Origin of the sequence: Telmatocola sphagniphila (assembly GCF_018398935.1) — a bacterium.
GTDB classification, from domain to species: Bacteria; Planctomycetota; Planctomycetia; order Gemmatales; family Gemmataceae; genus Telmatocola; species Telmatocola sphagniphila.
In genome coordinates this window covers 5,806,495-5,831,652 of sequence record NZ_CP074694.1, presented here as the reverse complement: position 1 = coordinate 5,831,652, position 25,158 = coordinate 5,806,495, and the positions used below count along the sequence as shown (strand labels likewise).

The 25,158-nt window shown below is 53.2% G+C and carries 19 protein-coding genes, 1 tRNA gene and 1 pseudogene; 13 read left to right on the top strand and 8 right to left on the bottom strand.

Features of this window, described 5'->3' with window-relative positions; genetic code table 11:
• Positions 1–102: 102 nt before the first annotated feature.
• The 4 genes from fdhF to hpnC are packed head-to-tail and all read left to right on the top strand — an operon-like array spanning position 103 to position 5,815.
• Positions 103–2,019, top strand: a complete 1,917-nt coding sequence (fdhF, locus tag KIH39_RS23360) for a formate dehydrogenase subunit alpha (protein ID WP_246539400.1) — start codon at positions 103–105, stop codon at positions 2,017–2,019.
• Complete coding sequence (locus tag KIH39_RS23355) at positions 2,019–3,884, top strand: NAD(P)H-dependent oxidoreductase subunit E (RefSeq protein ID WP_213495938.1); 1,866 nt, start codon at positions 2,019–2,021, stop codon at positions 3,882–3,884. Before fdhF ends, KIH39_RS23355 begins: the two co-directional genes overlap by 1 nt.
• Complete coding sequence (locus KIH39_RS23350) at positions 3,881–4,843, top strand: 2Fe-2S iron-sulfur cluster-binding protein (protein WP_213495936.1); 963 nt, start codon at positions 3,881–3,883, stop codon at positions 4,841–4,843. The genes KIH39_RS23355 and KIH39_RS23350 overlap by 4 nt, the downstream gene beginning before the upstream one ends.
• Positions 4,844–4,891: 48 nt before the next feature.
• Positions 4,892–5,815, top strand: coding sequence for a squalene synthase HpnC (gene hpnC / locus KIH39_RS23345; protein WP_213495934.1), 924 nt, complete (start codon positions 4,892–4,894; stop codon positions 5,813–5,815).
• Here the strand turns inward: hpnC and KIH39_RS23340 are convergent.
• Positions 5,812–6,300 carry a MarR family winged helix-turn-helix transcriptional regulator gene (locus tag KIH39_RS23340; protein WP_213495932.1) on the bottom strand — a complete coding sequence of 163 codons (489 nt, stop codon included), beginning with the start codon at positions 6,298–6,300 and terminating at the stop codon, positions 5,812–5,814. The two genes, hpnC and KIH39_RS23340, sit on opposite strands and share 4 nt — an antisense overlap.
• A gap of 109 nt (positions 6,301–6,409) precedes the next feature.
• On the opposite strand from KIH39_RS23340, the gene ilvC reads away from it, so the two are divergent.
• Together ilvC and KIH39_RS23330 are read left to right on the top strand one after the other, a co-directional pair.
• A complete protein-coding gene (ilvC, locus tag KIH39_RS23335) occupies positions 6,410–7,465 on the top strand; it encodes a ketol-acid reductoisomerase (protein WP_213495930.1) in 1,056 nt (351 codons plus the stop codon).
• Positions 7,466–7,904: 439 nt separating this feature from the next.
• The gene (locus KIH39_RS23330) at positions 7,905–8,303 is read left to right on the top strand and encodes a hypothetical protein (RefSeq protein ID WP_213495928.1); all 399 of its coding nucleotides are present in this window, start codon (positions 7,905–7,907) and stop codon (positions 8,301–8,303) included.
• A 58-nt stretch (positions 8,304–8,361) separates the two neighbouring features.
• Here KIH39_RS23330 and KIH39_RS23325 read toward each other — a convergent pair whose 3' ends face one another.
• Complete coding sequence (locus KIH39_RS23325) at positions 8,362–9,714, bottom strand: trypsin-like peptidase domain-containing protein (protein WP_213495926.1); 1,353 nt, start codon at positions 9,712–9,714, stop codon at positions 8,362–8,364.
• Positions 9,715–9,824: 110 nt separating this feature from the next.
• Between KIH39_RS23325 and KIH39_RS23320 the strand changes: the two genes are divergently transcribed.
• Both KIH39_RS23320 and KIH39_RS23315 read left to right on the top strand, forming a co-directional pair.
• A complete protein-coding gene (locus tag KIH39_RS23320; protein WP_213495924.1) occupies positions 9,825–11,507 on the top strand; it encodes a hypothetical protein in 1,683 nt (560 codons plus the stop codon).
• Positions 11,508–11,522: 15 nt separating this feature from the next.
• A complete protein-coding gene (locus KIH39_RS23315) occupies positions 11,523–12,134 on the top strand; it encodes a type VI secretion system accessory protein TagJ (protein ID WP_213495922.1) in 612 nt (203 codons plus the stop codon).
• A gap of 17 nt (positions 12,135–12,151) precedes the next feature.
• On the opposite strand, the gene KIH39_RS23310 is transcribed toward KIH39_RS23315, so the two are convergent.
• Positions 12,152–12,841 carry a HEAT repeat domain-containing protein gene (locus KIH39_RS23310; protein ID WP_213495920.1) on the bottom strand — a complete coding sequence of 230 codons (690 nt, stop codon included), beginning with the start codon at positions 12,839–12,841 and terminating at the stop codon, positions 12,152–12,154.
• 306 nt (positions 12,842–13,147) lie between these two features.
• Between KIH39_RS23310 and KIH39_RS23305 the strand changes: the two genes are divergently transcribed.
• Complete coding sequence (locus KIH39_RS23305) at positions 13,148–14,368, top strand: RNA ligase family protein (protein ID WP_213495918.1); 1,221 nt, start codon at positions 13,148–13,150, stop codon at positions 14,366–14,368.
• Here KIH39_RS23305 and KIH39_RS23300 read toward each other — a convergent pair.
• Both KIH39_RS23300 and KIH39_RS23295 read right to left on the bottom strand, forming a co-directional pair.
• The gene (locus tag KIH39_RS23300) at positions 14,365–15,756 is read right to left on the bottom strand and encodes a DUF1501 domain-containing protein (protein WP_213495917.1); all 1,392 of its coding nucleotides are present in this window, start codon (positions 15,754–15,756) and stop codon (positions 14,365–14,367) included. The two genes, KIH39_RS23305 and KIH39_RS23300, sit on opposite strands and share 4 nt — an antisense overlap.
• A 19-nt stretch (positions 15,757–15,775) precedes the next feature.
• On the bottom strand, positions 15,776–18,838 hold the full coding sequence (locus tag KIH39_RS23295; RefSeq protein WP_213495916.1) for a PSD1 and planctomycete cytochrome C domain-containing protein: 3,063 nt from the start codon (positions 18,836–18,838) through the stop codon (positions 15,776–15,778).
• Between the two features lie 142 nt (positions 18,839–18,980).
• Here KIH39_RS23295 and KIH39_RS23290 point away from each other — a divergent pair, with 142 nt between their 5' ends.
• The 4 genes from KIH39_RS23290 to KIH39_RS23275 all read left to right on the top strand — a co-directional run bounded on the left by KIH39_RS23290 (position 18,981) and on the right by KIH39_RS23275 (position 22,454).
• On the top strand, positions 18,981–19,892 hold the full coding sequence (locus KIH39_RS23290; protein WP_213495915.1) for an ABC transporter ATP-binding protein: 912 nt from the start codon (positions 18,981–18,983) through the stop codon (positions 19,890–19,892).
• A gap of 12 nt (positions 19,893–19,904) precedes the next feature.
• Positions 19,905–20,870 (top strand): S1/P1 nuclease, encoded by a 966-nt coding sequence (locus KIH39_RS23285; protein WP_213495913.1) that lies wholly within the window; start codon positions 19,905–19,907, stop codon positions 20,868–20,870.
• Positions 20,871–20,901: 31 nt separating this feature from the next.
• Complete coding sequence (locus KIH39_RS23280; protein WP_213495911.1) at positions 20,902–22,290, top strand: ABC transporter permease; 1,389 nt, start codon at positions 20,902–20,904, stop codon at positions 22,288–22,290.
• A gap of 91 nt (positions 22,291–22,381) precedes the next feature.
• A tRNA-Lys gene (locus KIH39_RS23275) sits at positions 22,382–22,454 on the top strand.
• Positions 22,455–22,732: 278 nt separating this feature from the next.
• Here the strand turns inward: KIH39_RS23275 and KIH39_RS27310 are convergent.
• From KIH39_RS27310 to KIH39_RS23260, 3 genes and pseudogenes are all read right to left on the bottom strand, one after another.
• Positions 22,733–23,224 (bottom strand): annotated as a pseudogene (locus KIH39_RS27310) (tyrosine-type recombinase/integrase); the annotation flags it as partial.
• 678 nt (positions 23,225–23,902) lie between these two features.
• Positions 23,903–24,106: a helix-turn-helix domain-containing protein gene (locus KIH39_RS23265; RefSeq protein WP_213495909.1), complete on the bottom strand. Its 204-nt coding sequence runs from the start codon at positions 24,104–24,106 to the stop codon at positions 23,903–23,905.
• A 130-nt stretch (positions 24,107–24,236) separates the two neighbouring features.
• On the bottom strand, positions 24,237–25,097 hold the full coding sequence (locus tag KIH39_RS23260) for a hypothetical protein (RefSeq protein WP_213495907.1): 861 nt from the start codon (positions 25,095–25,097) through the stop codon (positions 24,237–24,239).
• Positions 25,098–25,158 lie beyond the last annotated feature (61 nt).

Here is a 25,158-nt window from a genome sequence, read left to right as displayed (position 1 = left end):
TTCAAAGGTATCGCTCTGAAGCGGTTTGATTGTCCGCTCTCTGTCAGGAACCTACAATTAATTTAGACTTTATAGAGAATCAATTCACTTCGGATGTGGAACATGAACAACAGAACCCCGAAGAAACCTTATCCCCGACTGACAACTCCTCTCGTTCGCGAAAACGGTTCATTACGACCCGCCACCTGGGAAGAAGCGCTTGACCGAGCGGCCCAGGGATTGCAGCGAGTTGTCGAAAAACAGGGGCCTGAAGCCTACGGGTTATTCAGCTGTTCTAAAACTACCAACGAGATGAACTACATCGCTCAAAAGTTTACTCGCGTGGTGATTGGCAGTAATAACATCGATAGCTGCAACCGCACCTGACATGCCCCAAGCGTCGTCGGTCTGGCGACAGTCTTTGGGATGGGCGGCGGCACCAATTCCTACCGCGAAATCGAAGAGACTGAGGTGATTCTCCTTTGGGGCTCTAACGCCCGGGAGACGCACCCGATCTTCTTTCATCATCTCCTCAAGGGCATACATAACGGAGCCAAGCTCTTCGCCATCGATCCCCGTCGAACCAGTTCCACGCAATGGGCCGACCAGTGGCTGGGTCTGGATATCGGAACCGATATTGCTTTGTCGAATGCCGTCGGTCGCGAGATCATCGCGGCCGGATTACAGAACCAGCAGTTCATTGACCACGCCACCACTGGGTTCGAGGAATATCGAAAGGCTGTCGAATCCTACACGCTGCAGTATGCGGAGCGGGAAACGGGCGTCCCGGCCCGGGTGATCCGCGAACTGGCGCATACGTACGCCAAAGCGGATAAAGGAATTATCTGCTGGACCCTAGGCATAACCGAACATCATAATGCCGTCGATAATGTGCTGTCGCTGATCAATCTGGCGTTGTTGACCGGTAAAGTCGGCCGCTATGGCTGCGGCCTGAATCCCCTTCGCGGCCAGAATAATGTGCAAGGCGGCGGCGACATGGGAGCCCTGCCCGATCGATTGCCCGGCTTTCAGCACGTCGAAGTCGATGAGTTCCGCTTGAAGTTCGAGAAACACTGGGGGGCCAAAATCCCCCCAAAACGCGGCTTGAACCTCACGCAAATGTTTGAGGCGATGGAGCATGGCGAACTGCAAGCGCTTTACGTGATTGGCGAAAACCCACTCCAGTCCGAAGCCGATCAAACCCGAGCCCGACGACTCTTGGAAAGCCTCGATTTTCTCCTGGTTCAGGATATCTTCCTGACCAAGACGGCGGAACTGGCCACAGTCGTGCTACCAGCTGCTGCCGGTTGGTGCGAAAGCGAAGGGACTGTCACAAACAGCGAACGAAGGGTTCAGCGCGTTCGAAAAGCCTTGAATCCACCCGGCCAGGCTCGCGATGATCTCGATATCCTCTTCGAACTGGCTCGCCGGCTGGGACACGATTGGGGTAAACCCAAGAGTGAGGACATCTGGAACGAAGTTCGCGCCTTGAGTCCTGCACACGCCGGGCTGAGTTATGCCCGATTGGAAAAACACAACGGACTGCAATGGCCCTGCTACGATGAAAATCATCCCGGGGAAATGTTCCTGCATAGCCGTCTCTGGGAACAACCTTTGAATGGCCCCCGAGTGGCTTTTAATCCCGTCGAGCATGACCCGCCGCATGAAAAGCTCAGCCCCGAATATCCCTATCGACTGACTACTGGTCGGCGGCTCGATGACTACAACACCGGCGTGCAAACCGCGGGTTATCAATCGCCGCTGCGTCGCGGCGAAACGCTGGACGTCTCTCCCGAAGATGCCCAGACTCTCGGAGTGCATGACGGCGATCTGGTGAAAGTGATCTCGCGTCGCGGCAGCCTGGAAGTCCCGGCCCGAATCGATCGGGGATTGCGGCCGGGACTAACTTTCATGACCTTCCATTTTCCGGACGAAGTAGCCACCAACCTGCTGACGATCGACTTCACCGATCCTAAAGCAGGCACGGCCGAGTTCAAAGCCGCCGCGGTGCGCATTGAGCCCCAGAAAGTGCGGTCCTGATGGATCTTCACATTCATGGTGATACGGCGAGTCCTCAGGAGCGCGAAGCCGTCGACGGGCTGCTCGGCCCTGCCCCTTCGGCCTGGATGGGCGGACTACGCAACTTGAACGAGGAAGGCCGAATTGCATTAGTAGGAGGTCAGGAATCGCGAACTCAACGGCATCGCTTGATCGAGGCCTTCCATGCCGTGCAAGGGCGTATCGGTTGGGTATCTGAAGGCGCCCTCAACTACATCTGCCAGCGACTCTCTGTCCCCCCGGCAGAAGCTTACGGCGTTGCCACCTTCTATCACCTCTTCAGCCTTAGCCCTCGGCCTTCTACGGTGGTCCATGTTTGTGACGATATTGCCTGCCGGATTAAAGGTGGCGAAAACCTCTGCCAGGATTTGGAAAAAACGTTAGGCCCCTCAGGCTCAGGAAGTTGGCAGCGCAGTCCTTGCCTGGGACTTTGCGAGCGGGCTCCCGCTGCCCTGACTTTGCAAGCGGCTACGACACCACGTGGTATTACTTTGGCTCCCACCAGTGGAGAAGAAATTACTCAGGGATTGAAGCAGAACGCTTGGCCGGTGGATGAGCCGTTTCAAAATCTGAGCCGATCTATCCCTCCGTCCGGTTCACGGGAGCTGCGACTCCTAAAGCGGATCGGCAAAATCGATCCTGAAAGTATTGAAGCTTATATTCTTTCTGGAGGCTATGCCCGGCTAAAACAGGCCCTCGCACTCGGTTCCGAAGGGGTAATTCGCGAAGTTCTTGATTCCAAGTTAATGGGCCGTGGCGGCGCGGCCTTTCCCACAGGTCGAAAATGGGAGGCTGTCGCGAAAGCGCCGGCGAAGCCCCACTACCTGGTCTGTAACGCGGATGAATCCGAACCGGGAACCTTCAAAGATCGACTTCTGATGGAAGGCGACCCGTTTGCCGTTCTCGAGGGGATGACCATCGCCGGGCTGGCCACCGGCTGCGAAAAAGGCTTCCTCTATCTTCGCGGCGAGTACCCCCTGGCGGGCAAGCGTTTAGCTCTGGCGCTCGACTTGGCCCGATTCGCTGGCTTTCTCGGCGAGAATATTCTTGAGTCGGGTTTGAATTTCGATATCGAGATTCGTCGCGGCGCCGGGGCGTATATTTGCGGGGAAGAAACTGCCCTGTTCAATTCGATCGAAGGAAAACGCGGCGAGCCTCGCAATAAGCCTCCCTTTCCCGTTCAAGAGGGTGTGTTTGGCAAGCCTACGGTCATCAATAACGTTGAGACGCTGGTCAATATCCCACTCATCCTGAAAGAGGGCGGCAAAGCCTATGCCCAACTCGGTACGGAGAGTTCTACGGGGCCTAAACTGTTCTGCCTCTCGGGTCATGTTGCCCGGCCTGGCGTCTACGAGACGACTTTCGGCCCAACACTTCGCCAGATGATTGAGATAGCGGGCGGCGTACCTGAAGGTCGGAAGATTCAAGCGATTCTGCTCGGCGGAGCGGCCGGGGTCTTTGTCGGCCCCGATCAGCTGGATATTCCACTCACCTTCGAGGGAACCCGAGCCGCCAACGCCACGCTTGGCTCGGGCGTGATTATCATCTTCGATGATCGCGTCGATATGACCGACATCCTCACTCGCATCGCCGAATTCTTCCGAGCTGAATCCTGCGGCCAGTGCGTCCCCTGCCGGGTAGGAACGGTTCGCCAGGAAGAGTTATTTCATAGGCTCAGGAGCCAGCAGCCGCTGGTGAGTCGCGAAGAAGAATTGAATCTTCTTAAAGAAATCGGTCAGGTCATGCGGGATGCTTCCATCTGCGGTTTGGGCCAGACGGCTTCGAGCGCAGTCGAGTCGGCGTTGAAAAACTTGAAGGGTCTGTTCGCGGAACGAGGTCAGCCATGAGCAATGACGGCTATTGGTTTCAGGCTCCGCCCGTTTCCACGCGGATACCGTTACCCCCCGCCGAACCGGTGGTCGAGCTGGTGGATATCACCATTGACGGCCGAACGGTGCAAGCGCCCAAGACTTCGACTATTCTCGACGTGACCCGTTCGTTGGGAATTGATACGCCCACTTTGTGCTTTCTCGAAAATCTGACTCCCGTGAATGTCTGTCGGATATGTGTGGTGGAATTGACCGGGGCGCGGACATTAGTACCGGCCTGCTCCCGCAAGATCGAAGCGGGGATGGTCATCCAGACCGATTCGCCGCGCGTTCGGCTCGCCCGCAAAATGGTATTGGAATTCCTCGGCTCTTCCGTCGATCTCTCAACCGCGCCGCAAGCCCAATCTTACATCGAACGCTACGACGCGAAGCCGGATCGCTACGGGCCGCGAAAGGAATCTGCGAGAACTCACGATCACGCAGAAGCCGTCGATGGCACGAAGGCCCGCACGACCCAGGTTCCGGTTAAGATCGACAACGACTTATACGTTCGCGATTACTCCAAGTGCATTCTCTGCTATAAGTGCGTCGAAGCTTGTGGCACCGATGCGCAGAATACGTTCGCGATTGCTGTTGCAGGGCGGGGATTTCAGTCTCATATCTCGACGGAAGCGGATGTGCCTTTGCCCGACTCAGCTTGCGTCTACTGCGGCAACTGTATCGGCGTCTGCCCTACCGGTGCACTCATGTTCAAAAGCGAATTCGACATGCGCGCCGCTGGCACCTGGGATGAAAGCAAACAGACCCAGACCGATACCATCTGCTCCTTCTGTGGCGTAGGCTGCACGCTGACTTTACACGTTCAGGACAATTCGATCGTGAAAGTGACTTCGCCCCTGGATGTGGAAGTCACTCACGGCCATCTCTGCATTAAGGGCCGATTCGGCTACCAGTACGTTCAGAATCGCGACGAATGATACTCAGGCCGATCTCGTCCCCGACAAAAAATGCTATCTTGAACTATCATGGATTTGAAATTTCATCAGGATCTGGCGAAATATGGTCCTGCCGCCGCCCCGATCCCAGTGAGTTTGATGCAAGCCCGCGCGTATTGTGCGGAACTCACTCAATGCACCTATGAAAACTTCACGGTCGTTTCCTACCTCCTTCCCCGAAAATTAGTTCCGCATTTCCAGGCGATTTACAGTTACTGCCGTTGGGCCGATAATCTGGGCGATGAAATTGCTGACTCCCGGCAGGCGCTGGAACTGCTGAAATGGTGGCGGGAGCAACTCGAAGCCTGCTACCGGAACGAAGCCTGGCATCCCGTAATGGTCGCACTGAACGAGACGATTAAGCAGTTTCAGATTCCCCGGGAACCCTTTTTAAATCTGCTGACTGCCTTCGAACAGGATCAGTTGATCAATCGCTATTCCAGCTTTGAACAGCTGCTGGGATATTGCCAGAACTCGGCGAATCCCGTCGGCCGATTGGTGCTATATCTTTGCGAAGCCTATACCGAAGAAAATGCCCGGCTCTCTGATCTGATCTGTACCGGCCTGCAATTGACTAATTTCTGGCAGGATATCGCGCGGGATTTCGACAATCTGAACAGAATCTACCTTCCCGAAGAAGATCTTCTCCGTTTCAGCGTGGCCGAAAGTGATATTCTGGAGAAGCACTTTACGCAGGAATTTCGACAACTGATGATCTTCGAAGTGCATCGAGCCCAACAGTTTTTTATGGAAGGCCAACCCCTTATTGCACGGCTGCCGCGCAAGGTACGGATCGATATCGAACTGTTTCGACAGGGGGGTTTGGCAATTCTCCGCAAAATCGAAGAGCAGAATTACGACGTGCTGTCCCGGCGGCCCAAGCTGAGAAAAGTGGAAAAGCTGAAGCTGTTTTTGAAGGGCCTGAAAGTCGGACTGGCCCGACGGAAAATTTAAGAGAACTGCAACAGCCATTTGCGCAACAAATCGATCAGTTGTTCCGTCTGCCGTTCGGTGAGCGGCGGCATCGATTTTCGGGCTTCTTCAAATCTCGTTTTCGTCGCGGCATCGATCAGTTTTTTGCCTTTGGCCGTCAAGCCGACCATCACTCCCCGGCGATCGTCCGGATCGGCATAACGCTGAATCAACTCGGCTTTTTCGAGTCGATCGAGTCGATTCGTCATGCCTCCCGAGGAAAGCATAACGCTTTCCATCAATTGCCCCGGCGTCAATTTTCCGCCATCCCCCTGACGCCGTAGCGTCGCCAAAATATCGAATTGGCCGAGGCTTAAATCGTGAGATTCGAGAGCTGCCTCCACCGATTTTTCCAGGTGCTTGGCGAGCACGATGACCCGGCCGACACTCTCGAGCGGAGTGGGATCGAGATCGGGTCGTTGTTGCCGCCAGGCGGCGTTCATTCGATCAATCAGATCATCGGCCATACCGCTATTGTTAAACAAAAGTATCTTTATGTCAAGATTCTTGACAGGAAGATGTCTGCCAGATATCTTGATATCGAGATACTTTTCCGATTCCGTGAGGGAACATCCGATGAAAGAAATTCGAATCAACGATTTTGTGGAACAGGCCGTCGAACGCTCGGACTATCCCCCTGAGAAAATCAAAAGCATTCTCGGCAACGAAACCGTCGCGGTTCTGGGCTACGGCGTACAGGGCCGGGGTCAGTCGCTGAACATGCGAGATAACGGCTTGAAGGTCATCATCGGTCTGCGTCCCAATTCCGCCGGCTGGGCTCTCGCTCTCGAAGATGGCTGGGTTCCCGGCAAAACCCTCTTTCCACTGGAAGAAGCCGCTGAAAAAGGCACCATTATTCAGTATTTGCTTTCGGATGCCGGTCAGAAAGACTTCTGGCCGAAACTCAAGCCGCATCTGACGGCTGGTAAGGCCCTCTATTTTTCGCACGGCTTCTCGCTGGTCTATCACGACCAGACCGGCGTCATTCCTCCCAAGGATATCGATGTGATTCTGGTAGCCCCCAAAGGCTCGGGTACCACGGTCCGCAAGCACTTCCTCGAAGGCCGGGGGATTAATTCGAGTTTTGTGGTGCATCAGGACGCTACGGGCCGGGCACGCGAACGCTGCCTGGCTCTGGGCATCGCCATCGGCTCCGGCTATCTGTTCGAAACCACGGCCCGAAAAGAAGTCTTCAGCGATCTCACCGGAGAACGCGGTGTACTGATGGGGGCCATCTACGGCCTCTGGCTGGCGCAGTACGAAGTGCTGCGAGCCAAAGGACACAGCCCCTCCGAAGCATTCAACGAAACAGTGGAAGAGGCCACGCAAAGCCTTTACCCGCTGATCGCGGAGAAGGGTATGGATTGGATGTACGCCAACTGCTCCACTACCGCTCAACGCGGCGCGCTGGACTGGTTCACCAAGTTCCGCGACGCTTCGAAACCAGTGTTCGAACAGCTCTATCACAGTGTCGAAACCGGGGAAGAAACCCGCCGAACACTGGAGGCGAATAGCCGTCCGGATTATCGAGTAAATCTCGAGAAAGAGCTGAAAGCGATTGCGGATAGTGAAATGTGGCGAGCGGGCGTGGCCGTGAGGGCTTTGCGTCCCGAACGTCAGGAAAAGAAGTAGTTCGGAAATATGTGGGGGAGAATACTCTCAAATATTTTCCCCCATTACAATAACATTCGCACATTCAAGCGCATAAAAGTTTGTTTTTCGGAACTTGTTCTTATAGTCTCTTGTTAGCGCGGGTTTTAGATACCCATTTTGCCCCTTTTTTACCTCCAAAATTAACCATATTTTCAAACGCAAGTCATTTTGAATATTTACTTTAGGAAAAAGCCCAAGTAGCGCCTTGACAAGCATCAATGGTGGCTAATATGATTGTCTTACCTGTTGGGGACACTATCTGAGCGATGGAAAAAATCATCTCTTAGAGTTTTCACTATCACCCCTTTTGTCAAGGCCTTTCGCGGTCTTCGACAAAGCCAGTGTTCCCGACATAAACCCCACGGCGAGATGCCGACTGCATTTGGAATGGACGTCCCGTTTTCGTCAGGAGATGGACATGCCTTGGACACGCTGCCTTGAAGAGTTTCGCGAAGTCTGGCTCCCGAACGTTACTATTTCGGGACTGGACCGCGTATCGGAATTATTGGAACAAGCTAGCCCGCTGCTGATACATGGGATGTTCACTCATGCCATGCCGCGCGGTTGCCTGGCCACTCATATTGCCTGGCATCACCCGAAGACCACCCACATCACACTCGATGCGGGAATCACCTGGTTAACAAAAATTGCCCGCTTGAACCCGGCCACCAGCGAAACTATCAAAGCTTGGGATTCGGTGGGATTGAGCAACTGGGAACTACGTCAGGAACTGCTGACGGCTTGCCGGAATGAATTGGCCCGACGCGAAAAGCTCCCGGTGAACCGAATCAAGACCCATCTGGAAGCCCTCGCCTAAGCCGCGTTCAAAACTCGAAAATTACTAACGGATGCCAAACTTGGCATCCGTTTTTCGTTTACTTTTTCTCTTTCAGAAACTCTCGAATCTCCGCCGCGGTGATCGCGTATCCGATCTGCTGCTGGGCCGATTCGCGATTCAAAACTAACCCCACTACTTCGCCCGCATCGTTATACACGGGTCCGCCCGGCGAGGAGCCCTGTGTCGGCATTTGCAGGAGAAGAACCCGGAACTCGATTGCTTCAGGCTTCTCTACAGTCAGTCGGGTCTTCTGCCTCACATTCCCTTGCGAATAGAGCCAAAGGCAATCGACCCCTAAAGGATGATTGATCGAATGGATCCGATCCGTCACGGCCGGTTCCTTGATCGCGAGAGTCACGGCTTTTCGGGAAGGTAGTGGAGCTTCCAACTCCAGGAGCGCGAGGTCGCGTACCAGATCCACTTTTCGCACCCGAACTGTATATCGGGGGACTGTGCCAGGAACTTCATACAGCTTTTTTTGAAAGCGCTCCGCTCGTGAAGCATCGGCCAGAGGAAAAACCACTTCCGTTTTCTCTAATCCTTCCACGGCTTTTGATGTTGTTAAGATCCATCCTTTTTGGGCATCGACCAGAAAACCGGCATGACGAAATTCCGTCGCGGCGGGATTCACCCAAAGCGTCGATTGGGCAACAGCTTCGTAGAGAGCCTTCGTAGTAGGGCTATCACTCGCCGGTTGATCGAGAAAAGATCGGATCTCCTCCCAGCCAATACCTATTGCAATTCCACCCGTTCGCCAACGCACGGCGGAAGTAATACCGATGACCTGATTTTGAGAATTTAACAACGGCCCGCCGCTATCGCCGGTATTCACGGGTAATTGAAGAAATAGAGCGTGGGCATTTTGGGCCAGTTTCTGTCCCTGCCAGAAGTAGCCCTCCTGTCGGGCCGATTGTCGCAACACTCCTTGGGTAACATTCCAGAGCGATTCGGCATCATAGCGATGGCCGACGGTTCGAATCGATTCGGACGGCGACGCCGCTCTCGATGCGAAAGAGACTTTCTGTGCGCCGGGTGGCAACTCCGCGAGTTCAATTAATGCCAGGTCCCGGCTTAAAGATTTTCGGATCACTTTGCCGGGTATCAGATGCCCGCTTTTTCGCAACTCGGTGCGATGGCTCAGATAATAGTTTTTATCCGCAAGAAGTTCGTCTTTGTCTCGCACCGGGAAGAATACTTCGAGCCCTTTGGCTTCGCCGACGCAGTGATAGCAGCTGAGCATCCGCTTCTTTTCCAAATCGATCAGGAAGCCGGTGCCGAGCAGATCGTTATCCGCATGAATCCAGCCCACGGCCTCCCGAGGAAGTTGCGCTTCCAGACATTCAGACCTCCCTGGGACCAATAGCAGGAACAAACAAAAGAATATTCTCATTCCGGACCTGCCAGTAATTGCTCGAATTTCCATCCGCATCCTGTTAGAATCGTTCTCTTGATTCTATCTAACTGACGATAGCCCCGAGGTGATCGTTCAGGAGTGTCGGCATGATCCTCGCGCATCGTCGTTCGCTGATTCTCTTGACCCTCTTGCTGCTTGGATTAATCTTCCCCGCTTTTGCTTTCACTCCCCCCGTCTCACCACCGTTAAGGGAGATTGCCAAGATTCCGTCTTTTCGAACAGTCGAGGAGGCTTCGGGCTTTCTTCAGAAAGGAATCCCCACGGACAAGGAAATAGCGCGGATACGCCAACTCCTTCAAAATTTTGGGAATGATCAATTCGAGATACGAGACGCGGCCTACGAAGAGATGATTCGCATGGGGCCGATCGTTTTGAATCCTCTGATGCCAGGGCTGGAATCACCGGAACCGGAAGTTCAACGGCAGACCCTGCGGATTCAGCGCGCTCTGAAGGCGGCGGAATATCGGAACAAGCAACACGCCGCGTTGGATATGTTGGAAAAACAATCGGCCTTGAAACTCGAGCAAATCGAGCCGCTCTTTCAAATGGTCGAGATACTGGGTGAAGAGCGTTCCCTTCGCGATCGCCTTCAGGAATGCCTGCTGAAGGTACTTCCGAAAACTCCCGGTTCCGACATTAGACTCCAGTCGTTCCTGAAGCATCGCTACATCTGGGTCCGGCAAGTCGGGGTTGAAGTTCTGGCAAAATGCTTCCCGGCCGAGATCAAACTTCTCGAACCGCTCACGGCCGACCCCAGTACAGAAATCCGCTTCCATGCTTATCTGGAGTTGATTCGCGTGGGACAAAAGGATAAGGTCGTCCCTTTTATTTCGCTGTTCGAAAACTCTCCCTTTGAAATCGCGCTGTTAATCGAAGATCAACTCTGCCGACTTTACGATGGCGAGAAAATCCCATTCGTACTAACGGCAGACACCCCGGAAGCCCGACAAAAATCGAAAGCCGCCTGGCTGGACTGGTGGAACAAAAACGGCGAGAAAATTCCACTGACGCGTCTAACTTCTGAACCCGCTCTGCGCGGTCTGACGCTAATCGGCGAAGTCGATGGCAATCCCGGAAATCGCGTCTTCGAAGTTGATCGTGAAGGAAAGAAAACCTGGGAACTGCGAAACTGCGGCGGCCCGGTGGATGTGCAGGCTCTCCCCAACGGTAATATCCTCATCGCCGAGTACTACACCTCGCAGGTGACCGAACGAAACCGCAAAGGAGACATTGTCTGGAAGAGCCCGCCTTTAGGAGGGAATGCTACCAGTGCTCAACGACTCCCGAATGGAAATACCCTGGTCTCCACTCATCAAGGAGTGATGGAGTTTGATCGCAGTGGAAAGAGATTGGGCGAATTTCCGAATCTTCCCAATCAGATTTATCAGGTGCATCGCGATAAACGGGGGCATACTTTCGTGCTAGGCGATTCCGGATTGACTGAACTGGATCCCAGCAACAAAATTCTGCGGACGATCCCGATTGCGAAGATGCAGGGCTGGGGAGGGTTTCAGGTTCTACCGAATCAGCATTTTCTGATTGGTTATTACAACAGTGCCAACGGCTACGCCGAAGTCGATGCCACGGGTAAAGCCCTCTTCGAACATAAGAACATCAACTTCGAAGTGACCCGTCTGCAGAAAATGCGCAATGGCAATGTTCTGGTAGCCGGGGGCAATCATAATGAGGTCGTCGAGTTCGATTCAAATAAAAAAGTGGTCTGGAAAGTTGCTACCGAAGGAAGACCATTCGCCATTTGTCGCTATTAGGCATATCTCATCCGCATGACAACTGAATTCAGCCAAAGTCAGGCGGCGGACATCGAAAAAAACCGGCTGGCTTACCTACGCGGTCGCAAGCCACTATTTCTTCTCCCCCTACCGGGATCGACCCAAACTCGTCTTAGGGCGCTCAAACTGTTTGCCCAAGGTCGTCTGGAAGCGGGCCTGGAACTTCTGGATGAAGCCAACGGCAGCGGCGACTCCTTCGAAGGGACCGTCGATGGCCGGGAGGTTCAAGGCTGGCGCGATGAGGACGATTTCCTGGGGGATATACTGGAGGTTGTCGTCGCCGATAAACTCCATTGGTTGCCCTTCGTTCAGATTGAATCCTTACGACTGGCGGAGCAGGGACAGTTGCAATCCTTATATCTTCCGGTCGAGATTCGATTGATCAACCAGGAGCAGGTGTCGGGATGGCTTCCGATACGTTACGTGCAATCGGAAACCCATCCGGAAAAGGAGATTCAAGCGGCGGAGGAAGTGGATCTCTACAGCGATGAGGCCGGCTGCACCCGTTGTCTAGGTCTACGGCATTGGCTGATCGGACTGGATGCTTTCACGCCCTGGGAGTTTAGGCAGCTGGAACGGCGAAGCGAACGCATTGGACTGATGTAGTCTTCGCCGTTGCAAGATCAGATAATCACCGGGCACTGGATGTATTCGAGCGCTTCCCGGGCTGCTTCCCGGACATTCTCTTCTGAATCTAAAGTGGCCTGCAGGAGAGACTGAACGACAACCTCATCGGTGGAACCCAACCTCCCGAGTAAGCGAGCTGCGCGTTCACGGGAAATGGCTTCCGGATCGGCTAAAAGCCCAACCAGATGAGGGACGGAAACTTTGCCGATCTTCTTCAAAGCCATGGTGGCAATGGTTCGAATTCGGGTGTCTTCTTCACTCATCAGAGACACTACCGCCGGGATGGCCGCTTTCGCCACACTGCCCAATTTACCAATCGAGTTAATCGCTTCGACCCGAACGCTATGCACATCGTCGTTCATCATGGTGATCAGTTCGCGAACAACGTGCGACGCATCGGGCCCGAAGTCGCCAATCGCTCTCACGGCTCGCCGGCGAACTGGCGGATGGAAATCGTTGAGCAGATCGACGAAGGCATCCAACGCCACGGGAGAACCCACGCCGATCTCGTGCAGAGCGATTACTGCCAGACAGCGGATTTCTTCGTCGGCTACTCGCAGGGTGTCGATGAGTAGCTTTAAAGCCTCGGGCCGCAAATCATCGGGCAAAGCCCCAGTGATAATGGCCAGGATGACCTTGCGAATCTTCAGTTGAGGTGTCAGCTCAATGACGTTTTCGCCATTCACTTGTGCGTAGCGGCTTCTCAATTTACGAGATTTGGTCGGCAACTGTGGCGTGACCTGATCGGACGTATGAATGGTAGAGCCTCCGCAGGAAAACTAATTCTCCTCGAACATAGATCATGAAAATTTCGAGAGAAAGCGGGGATGGAGTTAAATCTGCAATAATCCTGCATTTCGCGCAGGCGATGAAATTTCAGTTGCGCCCGAGTACAAAATTCCCTCACGGCCATAGGGTTAAATGGCTACAAAGCCTTCCGAACCTTCGCATTTTCTCCAGCTCTCTATTGAGATCTGCCAAAAGGAAAGAGCATGGAATTGCGGATCGACCTGTTACTGAACCACCTTCGTAGCGACCCGGCAAAAATTCTGCGGGCCATCGACGAAGATCCGCTTCTAATCCGGCGCGAAATTTCCGGCCTGGTATTAGCCAATGCTTCCAAGCTCCTATTCACTCCACTCGAACAGCACCAGCTCTATGCCAAGGGAATCATCTACCAACGCGAGCCGTATCGGCTGGTCTCTCTACCTCTGATCAAGATTTACAATCTGGGGGAGAAAGAGTTTCAGCATCGCGATCTGAGCGAATTGGCCCAACAGAGCTCGGCAAAGATTCGCTTTGTCGAAAAATTGGATGGAACGATGATCCAGCGCTTCGTCCACGGCGACCGCGTCTGGTTCAGCACGCGAGGTATGCTGGAAGGGCTCGATTCGAGACTAGGGGTCCAGGATGAAGACGCGCCGGAAAAGTTAAGCCAATTTGACTATTTGGCCACCGCCCGGCAACTGGCGGGGAAGTATTATCCGATACTTCTGGAACCGCAATTCGAACGGCTGAGCCTGATCTTTGAACTCATTCATCCGGAAGCCCGAATCATCACCGACTATAAAGGCCGGGAAGATCTCGTGTTGTTGGCGATTTTCGATCCGCACAACCATCGCTATTGGCCGTTGGATCGTGTGCGCGAGTTTGGGCATCATTACGGGCTGAGTCTGGCCCCCCTACTGGCCCCCCCCGGAGAGGGATTAGAAGCGCAGATCACCCACTTGATGCAAAGCCTTCAAGGAACCGACCAGGAAGGCGCGGTAATCCAGCTCGAGAATGATCGGGAAGTGCTCTATCGCGTGAAGGTGAAGTCGCCCGATTATCTGAAGCTGTTTCGACTGATGGTTCGCTGCAGTTACCGCGCCACGTCCGAGATGCTGGCGGCTTTTGACGAAGTTCCGAGCTGGACCGAATTTGAGAAGTATCTGCAATCTCAGGGCTCGGACGCGGTTCCAGAAGAGTTCCTGGGCGAGTACCGCAAGTACTACGAGCAATATGTTATACGAGTCAACGAGTGCCAGCAGATTGCGAACGAGGTCCTAGCCAAAACGCTGGAGTTGAAGAAAGGTTTGGAAAGCTTTTCGGACGCTCGAGAGAAACGGAAAGACTTCGCCCGGCGGGTGGCTACCGAGAAGTACAAGCCGTTGTACTTCTCGGCCTATGACGGCCGATTGACTTGGCAGAGGGTCCGAGAACTACTGGATTAAGCGAGGATATCCTTAAGTACGCGCGCCGGTTCCACACCGGTGAGTTTCAAATCCAGTCCCTGGAACTTGACACTCAGCCGTTGATGATCGATTCCACAAAGGTGGAGCATGGTGGCATGGAGATCGCGTACCTGCACGGCATTCACGGCGGGCCGATAGCCGAGTTCATCGGTTTCGCCATAGGTAACACCCCCTTTGATACCACCCCCGGCCATCCAAATTGAGAAGCTCAGAATGTGATGATCCCGGCCGCTGCCCTGCCCCATCGGAGTACGGCCGAATTCCCCTCCCCAGATTACCAAGGTATCGTCCAGCATTCCTAATCGTTTCAAATCTTTGACAAGTGCGGCACAGGGCTTATCGACATCCTCCGAGGCCCATTTGATTCCTTTTTCGAGTTCGCCGTGATGATCCCAGGCCCGGTGATAGAGTTGAATGAATCGCACGCCGCGCTGAGCTAAGCGCCGGGCCATCAGACAGTTGGAGGCGAAGGAACCGTCGCCGGGTTTTTTGATTCCATACAGCTCTAAAGTCTCTTTGGTTTCCTTGCTGAAATCGGTGAGATCGGGCACTGAACTCTGCATGCGAAAGGCCAGTTCGTATTGCGAAATTCGAGTCTGAATCTCCGGATCGAGCCGATCTTCCGCCAGCATTCCATTCAGTCGATTAACTTCGTCAATGACTTGCCGTTGGGTACTCTGGCAAACTCCTTCCGGATTGCCGATATAGTGGACCGCATTTCCTTTGGCCTGAAACTGGATCCCCTGAAATCGGCTGGGCAGTACTCCGGCCGACCACTGTCGCGCGGACACCGGTTGCAAACCGGTCCGGCCCGAGGAAGTGATGACGATGAAGCCGGGGAGATTTTCCGATTCGCTGCCCAGTCCATAAAGGAGCCAGCTTCCCATGCTCGGCCGGCCCTTGATGATGGAGCCGGAATTCATGAAGGCGTGCGCGGGGTCGTGATTGATTTGTTCGGTCTGCATCGAGCGAACGATCGCGATATCATCCGCTATCGAGCCAATCTCGGGAAAGGCCTGGGAGATTTCCTGTCCCGATTTGCCATACTTTTTGAAATTGAAGATGGGGCCGCGTGCTTTCAGGACGGTATTCTGCAACTGGGCCAGTTGCTGACCTTTAGTGAAGGATTCCGGAAAAGGCTTACCATCCAATTCTTTCAACTTGGGCTTGTAGTCCAGCGTCTCGAATTGGCTGGGACCACCCGCCATACAGAGATGGATGACTCGTTTCGCCCGGGGTTTGAAATGAAGAGGATTGACGACGCCTTTCCACTTCTCCACCGCGCGGGCGGAAAGACTGGCAAGGGCCAGGCCGCCTAATCCGTAGGCCGAGTGCAAAAGAAAGGATCGTCTGGCTAAATCGTTCATTTCAAACCTCGACCAAAATCTAATAACGGGTAATTACTTCGTGCAGGTTTAAAATCACGCGGCAAACACTGCTCCAGGTTGCTAATTCCACCGCATCCACCTTAGCATTCAGCGGAGCAATACCCGTGTGGATCAGCTTCTTGGCTTCTTCGGGATTATCCAAGTAGTAGTGCTTCTGTGTTGCCAGGAATTTGCGAAGCGATTGAACCTCCTTTTCAGTCGCCGAGCGAGCCAAGGCCCGATGGTAAAGCCACTGGATTCGCGCGTCATCACTGACGGCATCCGAAGCGAGCAATTTTTCAGCCAGGACACGAGCCGCTTCAACAAAACTGGGATCGTTCAAAAGAGTCAGAGCCTGCTGCGGGGTATTGGCATTGTTCCGACTGGCCGTGCATTCTTCGCGACTGGGGGCATCGAAGTTGGCCAGCATCGGATGAAGGAAAGTCCGCTGCCAGTGCATATAGATTCCCCGGCGATACTGCTTCAGGTCTGTATCGGCTACATACCGGCGATCGGGAAACTGGATATTCGCATAGTAGCCCTCCGGCTGATAAGGCTTCACACTGGGGCCACCGACCTCTTCGTTTAACAACCCGGCGATCTCCAGAGCATTATCCCGAACGAACTCGGCCTCCAGACGACGGGGTGGCAGGTAGCTCAAAAATCGATTGTTGGGATCAATTTCACGATACTCGGCTCGAGCCTTGGAATCCTGCCGATACGTCGCCGACAAGGCGATTAGCTTCACCATCCGTTTAACATCCCAGCCACTCTCACGGAATTCGACCGCCAGCCAGTCGAGTAATTCCGGATGGCTCGGCCATTCTCCTTGTGCTCCCACATCCTCCATGACCGCGCTGATGCCGGTACCGAAGAATTGCTTCCAGAGCCGGTTCATCAAAACGCGCGCGGTCAGAGGGTTTTCCGGGGAAACGATCCAGTTAGCAAGATCTAGCCTGTTCAGCCGTTTTGAATCTCCCACTTTCTTGATCTGCGGCAGGAAAGAAGGGACGGCCGGTTCCACAATCGGTCCCGTTTCATCAAGGAAGTTGCCGCGTGGCAATACTCGCGTCGTGATAGGTGTCGTGGCGACCGAGACTTGTGTCCAGGCTTTGCCCCGATTCATCTCGTGGCAAATTTGCATCGCTTCGCGATAAACCTTGAAGGATTCCGGGTCGGCTCCGGTGCCTTTCAAAAACAGCCGATACACTTTCTCGCCCAATTCCTGTCGATGCTCGTTATTCAATGTCTTAAAAGGGTTACCCAACTCGGAATCGATGTCGTCGTAAACGTTGTCGAGTGGCGATAAACTCACACGGGCCGAGCCGAGATTATCGCTCTTCAAGGTGACCAGTAACTCATCACCTTCTTTCAGGTACACCGGTTTCTCCAACAACCAGTAAGCCGATTGGGCCTGTTCGAAAGCCCCGGCCGCTGTCCGCCATTGGCCTTTATCCAAACCGATAAATGGCACCGTGCTGGCCCAACGGATAATCTCGTAGCGATCCGCCCGGCCCGCCTGGATACCGAGCTTGGTTTCCTTACCTTCTTTATTTTTCAATGCAAACGTGACTTGGATCAGTGCCGTGGCCGCTCCGTCCCGCGTGATTGTGTTTTTGTGCTCCGCACTGGGGAGTGCTTCGAGGCGAATCGTCGTCACCCAGCCTGGCTGAGGCCGATACTCTAGGGTTTGGGATCCACCTTTCACGGCCTTGCCCGTGAATACGATCTGACCGGAGTCTTTTATCTTAAAGTCCTTACCTTCGGTCGGTGCGGGTGTCTGCCAGACAAAAGTTTTTTTTGTGTTCTCTTCCACCCATCGATTGAATTTGGCTGCTAGTGCCGCATCCGATTTGGATTTTTCGAAAGAAAGGTGAATTTGATGATTCGCCCGGTCCCGAGCCAGTTCCATCTGCTTCGTCAGATAGGTGTTCTTGACTTCCAACTCCGGTGGGAACGGGTGATCATTGCTCCAGCCCTTGAGATCGGGATTGGGGGTGTAGTTGTAGTCGCTATAAACGCCCCACTGTCTGAGATCCGCGAAAAAAGCCGAAAAAGAATAGAAGTCTTTCGCCGTGATGGGATCATATTTGTGATCGTGGCACTCGGCACAGCCGAATGTGGAACCGAGCCAGGTAATCGAAGTGGTTCGCACCCGGTCGGCCTGATACTTGGTCAGGTATTCCTTGGGTTGGGCTCCTCCCTCGCGAGTCATCATGTTCAGGCGGTTGTAACCACTGGCGATTAACTGTTCTTCTGTCGGATTAGGGAGAAGGTCACCGGCCAGTTGCTCGCGGGTAAATTCATCGAAGGGTTTGTTCTTGTTGAAAGCCTCGATCACATAATCGCGATAAGGGAAGATCCGCTGATTTTGATCGCCGTGGTAACCCACCGTATCGGTAAAGCGAACCAGATCCAGCCAGGGAATGGCCATCCGTTCGCCGAAGTGGGGCGACGCCAGCAGGCTATCCACCACTTTTTCGTAGGCTTTCGGATCATTATCCTCGACGAACTTTTGAACCTGTTCCGGCGTCGGCGGCAGACCGATGAGATCGAGATAGACCCGACGGATGAGCCGCTGTCGATCGGCTTCCGGAGAAGGTTTCATCTTTCGCGCTTGGAGAGCACTTAAAATGAAAGCGTCGATGGGATTGTTTTCCCAGCCTTCTCGCTTCACTCCTGGTACGGCAGGCCGGACCGGATTGATATAGGCCCAATGCGGCTGATACTCCGCCCCGCGGTCAATCCATTTCTTCAACAGCTCTTTCTGAGCCGCATTCAAAGGCTTGTGCGCACTCTCCGGCGGCATCACGGCCTCCGGATCATTAGACAGAACCCGTTTCACGAGTTCGCTTTGACTGGCATTGCACGGTACGAAAGCTTCTTTCCGCAGGGCCGCCTCGCGATTATCGAGGCGCAGATCCGCCTTGCGCTTGTTTTTATCCGGTCCGTGGCACTGAAAACAATGTTCGGAGAGTATCGGCCGGATGTCCCGGTTGAAGAGAATCGCGTCTTCGGCCCGTCCGCCCGTTGCAATCAGCAGCAGGATGGAACAGACCCAAAAAAATGACATTTTGGACATGGGAGAGCCCCATTGGCAAACGGCAGGTATGCCGAAATTATATCGCGAAAAGTGGCTAAAGGACCCCGCGATTCCTAAATCCCGGAGGAGAATCTTCGAATAGCCGGACAAGTCTTCAAATTCTCCCTTATATAACAACTCCATGAGCGATGCCATTGAGATCAACAACGTCACGAAAAGTTTCGGGAATTTCGTGGCCGTGAACGACCTGTCCCTTCGGGTACCGCGGAATACCATTTATGGATTCATCGGTCCCAACGGCTCGGGGAAGACCACTACCCTTCGCATGATCATGCGAATCTACGCCCCCGATTCGGGGCACCTGAAAGTGCTCGGGGAAGAGATTTTTCAGGCATACTCGGACAAAATCTCCTACCTTCCGGAAGAGCGTGGCCTCTACAAGAACATGAAGGTTAAGGAACTGATCCGGTTCTTCGCTCGACTAAAAAATGTTCGGAATTGCGATGCCGATATCGAATCCTGGCTCGACCGCATGGGACTTCTCGACTGGCAAAACAAGCGCGTCGATACCCTTTCCAAAGGGATGTCCCAAAAAGTTCAATTCATCTCGGCGGTCATCGCCAAGCCGGAACTGCTGATTCTGGACGAACCGTTCAGCGGCCTCGACCCGACCAATCGTACCGTCATGCAGGATGCGATTTTGTCGTTACGAAAAGCCGGAACCACAGTCATCTTTTCGACCCACGATATGAGCGTGGCCGAAAAGATGTGCGATTTCATCTTCATGATCCATAAAGGCCGCAAGGTGCTCGATGGCACCCTGCAACAAATCCAGGATACTTACGGGTTGGACACTCTTAAAGTCCAGTTGGAGGGGGAATCCCCCAATCTCTACGGATTAAGCGGCGTCGAAAAGATCACCGATTTCGGAAACGCTCAGGAACTCCGCTTAGCACGCAATACCGACACCCAGGCCATTCTGGGAGAATTGATGCGTCGCGGCCGGGTCCGACATTTTGAGATCACCAAGCCCAGCCTGCAGGATATTTTTGTTCGGATCGCCACCCCGGAATCGGAAAATGCCAGTCCCTGATCGGAGCGTTGAATGAAGCGTTTGCTATTTAGCCTGTTGACTTTAATTCTAATTTCCCCGTCCGCCTTTGCCTGGAACGATAAAGGGCACATGGTCTGTTCCCGCCTGGCCTGGAAGCAACTTTCAGCCGAGGAGCGGACCAAGATCACCAAGATTCTGCAGAACCATCCCCACTATAAGGAATATCTCGCTGCGAATCGTCCCGACAACATTCCCGAGGACGAGTGGGCATTCATGCGAGCCTCCACCTGGGCCGACTGGGTTCGCAACGGCCCTCCCGAGCGGAAAGCTTACAATCGCGGTGAATGGCATTACATCAATATCCCGTATATTCCGCCGGGCGAGGACATCAAAGCCCCCGGGGCGGGTGAACAAAACGTCGTGAAGCAGATTGGCCTGTCCAAGAAAATCGTTCTCTCCGGCGGCGACCGCGTTGAACAAGCGGTTCACCTGACTTGGCTCTTCCACCTGATCACCGATATGCATCAGCCCTTGCACTGCTGCACTCGATTCTCCAAGGAGTTCCCTGAAGGAGATCGGGGCGGCAATTTATCCAAGGTAAAATTGCAATCGGGCGGCCTCATTCAACTCCACTCGTTCTGGGACGGCCTGCTGGGCCGGGATGTAAACAATGCCGGGATTAATTCCGGAGTGCTGGATCTGGAAAAGCAACTGGAAGTTAATGGCGGCAAAATCCGCGATGAATTGGATCGGCATAAAACCGTGGAAGAATGGGCTCAGGAATCTTTTCAACAAGCGGTCAAATGCGTTTATCTCAGTGGCGATTTAAAAGTGGTATACGCCAAAACCGAATTTCGCGACGGCGAAGTGAAGATTCTGGATGACGAGAAGAAAATCGAGATTCCTATAGCCCCGAAATACTATGCTCAGCAAGCCGGGGATTGCGCCCGCTATCAGGCGACTAAAGCCGGTTTGCGACTTTCGATTGTCTTGAAAGAAATTGCAGCTGCCAACTAGTATCGAATCTAGAACGAACCGAAGAGAGATTATGGATAAGATTTTCACGATCGCCGCCCGGGAATACAAAGCGGCGGTCCGCTCCAAAGCCTTCATCCTGACAATGCTGATGATGCCCATTTTCTCTTTCGGCAGCATCCTGGTGCAGGTGGTGCTGGAAAAAGTGGATGTCAAGGAGATGAAGATCGCCGTTGTGGATCGTAGCGAAGGCGGAAAACTCGGTGAAGTCTTAAAACAACTTGTCGACGAGAACAGCGAATTCAAAAAGCAGTTAACGGAGGCTACCAAGAAAAATCCGGAAATTGAAAAGGCGGCTCCTCAGTTAAAAGAGCTGGTTTCGATGAAGATGGCCATCGAAACTATTCCGCCGAGTAAGGATGATAAAGAATCAATTCTCCAGCAGCGTTATGAATTGTCCCAACGGGTTGAAAATGGAGAATTGGATGGTTTCGTCGAAATTGGCAAAGAAGTATACAAACCCATCACCAAATTAGCCGAAGAACAACCGGATGATCAAATCGTTAAGCTCAGATTTAAAAATGCTATTGAAGCAGCCAAGTTTCGATTTCCCGCGCAATTTCTGCTAACCGAAGCAGTTCAAGTACAGAGGTTTAATGACAAAAAGCTCAACGCCTTTGAGATCAAGCCGCTTCTGGCTCAAGTGATTGTTGAACCGCATTCCTTGGTTGTTAAAGACAAACTAACAGGTGAACTTAAAGAGGGCAAAAAAGGAGCACAATTCGTTAATCTGTTCCTACCGGCCGCGCTTATAGGTTTAATGTTCATGGTCATCATGGTGGGGGCGACACCGGCAATGCAGGGAATCGTTGAGGAGAAATCCCAGCGTATCGCCGAGGTGATTCTGGGTTCGGTCAGTCCTTTTCAACTGATGGCCGGCAAGCTCGTGGGAGTAATTGGCGTGGCCTTGACCATGGCTAGTGTCTACCTGCTGGGAGGCTATTTCGTCGCTTATCGTTACGGCTATGCCGATCTGCTCTCTCCCGTCCTGCTATTTTGGTTCGGCTTCTTCCTGATCCTGGCTCTGTTAATCTACGGTTCTCTGTTCATCGCCGTGGGCGCGGCGGCCGTGGACATCAAGGATACTCAGTCGCTGATGATGCCGATCATGCTCATCGCCTGTATCCCGCTGTTCGCTTTGAGCAAAATCATCAGCGATCCGAACGGCATGATTGCTACAGTCGCTTCCTTCTTCCCATTCGGCACTCCCATGATCATGGTGGCCCGGCAGTCAGTCCCCCCGGGCGTACCGCTTTGGCAGTTGCTGACGAGTATTGTGCTGGTGCTAATGACGACGCTCCTATGCGTCTGGGCGGCGGGCCGGATTTTCCGAGTGGGCATCCTGATGCATGGTAAGGGAGCCAAATTTGGGGAGATGGTTAAGTGGATTTTCCGGGGCTAAAGTGAAAATTTCGCCCAAAATGGCGGGTTCAAACCGGAAAATGGCCGAACCTCTTGACATCGCAGTTCTCTTTACCAAAATAACAGTCGCAGCCCCTTTAGCTCAGTTGGTAGAGCAGCTGACTCTTAATCAGCGGGTCCACGGTTCGAGCCCGTGAGGGGGCATTCTCACTTTTTGTCGCATCCTCTCGCACTGTTTCGCATAAATCCCCAGTAATTACAGGGTTACAACCGATCGCAGGTTGCTCAGCAGTGCTTCCCATCTCGCACTGGCTCGCACGCAGCACGCACGGAAACGCACCCTGATTGCTACCAGAATAGCTACCGCGCTCTGCCAGGATATTCTCCGAAATGTTATCGTTTATAGTCTTCCCATTGATCCCCAGCATATCCGGGAATCCAGCCACGGTTGCCGCCTCCTGGCCAGGGAATAAATGACCGTAGGTGTCCATGGTCAGGGTGATCGAGCTATGTCTCATCACAGTCTGAATCGACTTGGGATGGGCGCCCGATTGAGCCAACCACGCTCCGCAGGTGTGCCGTAGGCTGTGTAGATCAAGCTCCTGACTGCTGAAGTTCTTTGCGGAGAGAAAATCCGATTCTTTACGACGGCGGGTTTCCGCCTCATCTCTTTCGGCTTCCTGAATCCATGCGGACTTTGCCGCCGCCAGATCCTTTCGGATCATGTCCGCCAATCGAGAGGCTTCTGGAAGATTGAAGACGGGTATATGAGACATTTTTGACTGCACCAACCCCGCTAGGGCTTCTGCCAGTTCCCGTTTAATATACTGTCGCGCATCTTTCCCGTTCTTGGTAGATCCCGCCTTGCAGGTAACGAAAGGGTTTTCCCCGCTGAGGTGTAATTGTCCCCGGGTCAAACTCCGCAACTCGCTCGATCGGAGTCCGGTCTGAATCGCCAGAGCATAAAAGAGCATCCTTTCGTGACCATTCATACCGCAAAGCATCGGCCCCGATTCTGTCGAAGCTCGAAGCCAGCTCCACTCCTCGGGGAGAAGCATTCGTCTTTCCCGTTTCCTTCCAAGTTTCGGATTCGGCTTTGTGACCGACGCTAAAGGATCTCGAGAAAGTTTCCCCGTCTGGATCAGCCAGTGAGTGAAGGATTTGATGCTCGTCAAATGGGCCTGAACAGTTCGGAGTGAATTCGTTCTTTTAAGTTCCGTCGCGTAGCGATTTACTCCCGTCGGTTCCATCTGCCCAAGCGTGCTCCAACCCGCAAATTTTGCGATCTGGCGAATTGCTCGAAGGGTTGATGCGATATGCTTCGGATCCCGGTTTGCAGCAGAGAGAGAGGCCTCGAATTCTTGCAAATAGGTTGCAATCGAGATATTCGAAGCGTCCCGAAATTTCTCCTCAGCCGGATCAATCAAACCCTCCCGCCGCAACGCTTCATCTGAAACGATCTTCGATAAGATACGTTCGGCGGTCCGCTTGTCGGTGGTCCGTGTGGACCGTTTCCGACGTTTCCCGAGGTAGTCATACCAGGAAGCAATCCAGGCCCCTTCGCCATTTGCACGATAAAGAGTCCCCTGCCCATGTGTTCGCTTCGTGCTTGCCATCTTGAAGGACCTCATTTGCTTTGTTACGAATTGAGTTTAACCCAGCGGCCGATTTTGAGATATGCGAACGATAAACGGCTTGTCTTTCGCCCGCTCGATGAACGCTCGAATGTCGGCCATGTCGTAGCGGATCGCTCGTCCAATACGCACCGCTGGAAGTTCGCGGGTATTGGTGATCTCCCAGAGCTTGCGAGCACCGATACCCAGAAGCCGGGCCGCTTCCCTTGCGTCGACGAGCAAAGGGTTAAGTGAGCATTTTGAGGGGTTGCTTATCGTCTGCTTCCATTTCTCATACCCCCTACCTAGTCGTCCATACCGCCGAAATATTCTGATACCCACTCAGAGTCCTTTTTAACTTTCCACTGAAATGCTAATTGTCCGGATCAAAATCCACGTCACTCAAAGCTCTTCGATTGTCTACAGGCTTAGAAGGTTCTGCCTGTGAAGGCTGGTTTTCTTTTCGTTTCCAATACGCACGCATCTTACATTTGTTGGAGCAGTAAATTTGTTTGGAATGACCACGTCCACTCTTCATCGGGAAAATTTCTCCGCATATTGCACAAGTCCGATCGGTTGCCTTTTCTTGGTTAATCGCACTTGCACACCCGAACTGAAGCCACATTGCACCTAATAGCGATTGGGGATTTAGACTGAGGCAATGCAACCCCGATGTCGAATCTAAGGACATCTGTAAGCGGATAGCAAAATCAAAGTTGGAGTACCTATTGAACAATTCGTACATTTCCATGAAGTCCGCTTGGACAGCTCCTCCCCCCGGACGGCATAGTTCCATAAGAGTGATTGCTCGATTCATATCCTGAATGGCGACAATCCAATCTTCAAAAGCTTCGCCGTATTGAACCGGCTTGGAAATCTTCGCGGTCTTGTCTTCTGCACCTATCGAACAAGCCTCAAATTTGATGCGCAGCCTATCACCGGTTGCAGATTGTGTTTTCGGAGCGGTTCCGATACCTAAAAGACCGTATTCATTTGCAAATTGCTGTACAGCTTCTTCTGACGGCTTCAGGTTTCCAAAAATTCGGTACAGGTTCTGAACTTCACTGGGTTGGTATGTCCGGTTCGGGTACTCCCTTTTCGCGACGCAGAACTTTCGGCCAGCAAGAGCTTTTTTGGTCGAACTATGCTTTGACCCAGGAACTTCCGGGATCCACGAATATCCTTCGACCGCGACGGTCCAGTAAAAGGGTTTTGAGGGAAAATGTGCATTCATCGATCTCGACCTCAAGAAAAACTTTAAAACTTTGAAACTTTGAAACTTTAAACAGTATATT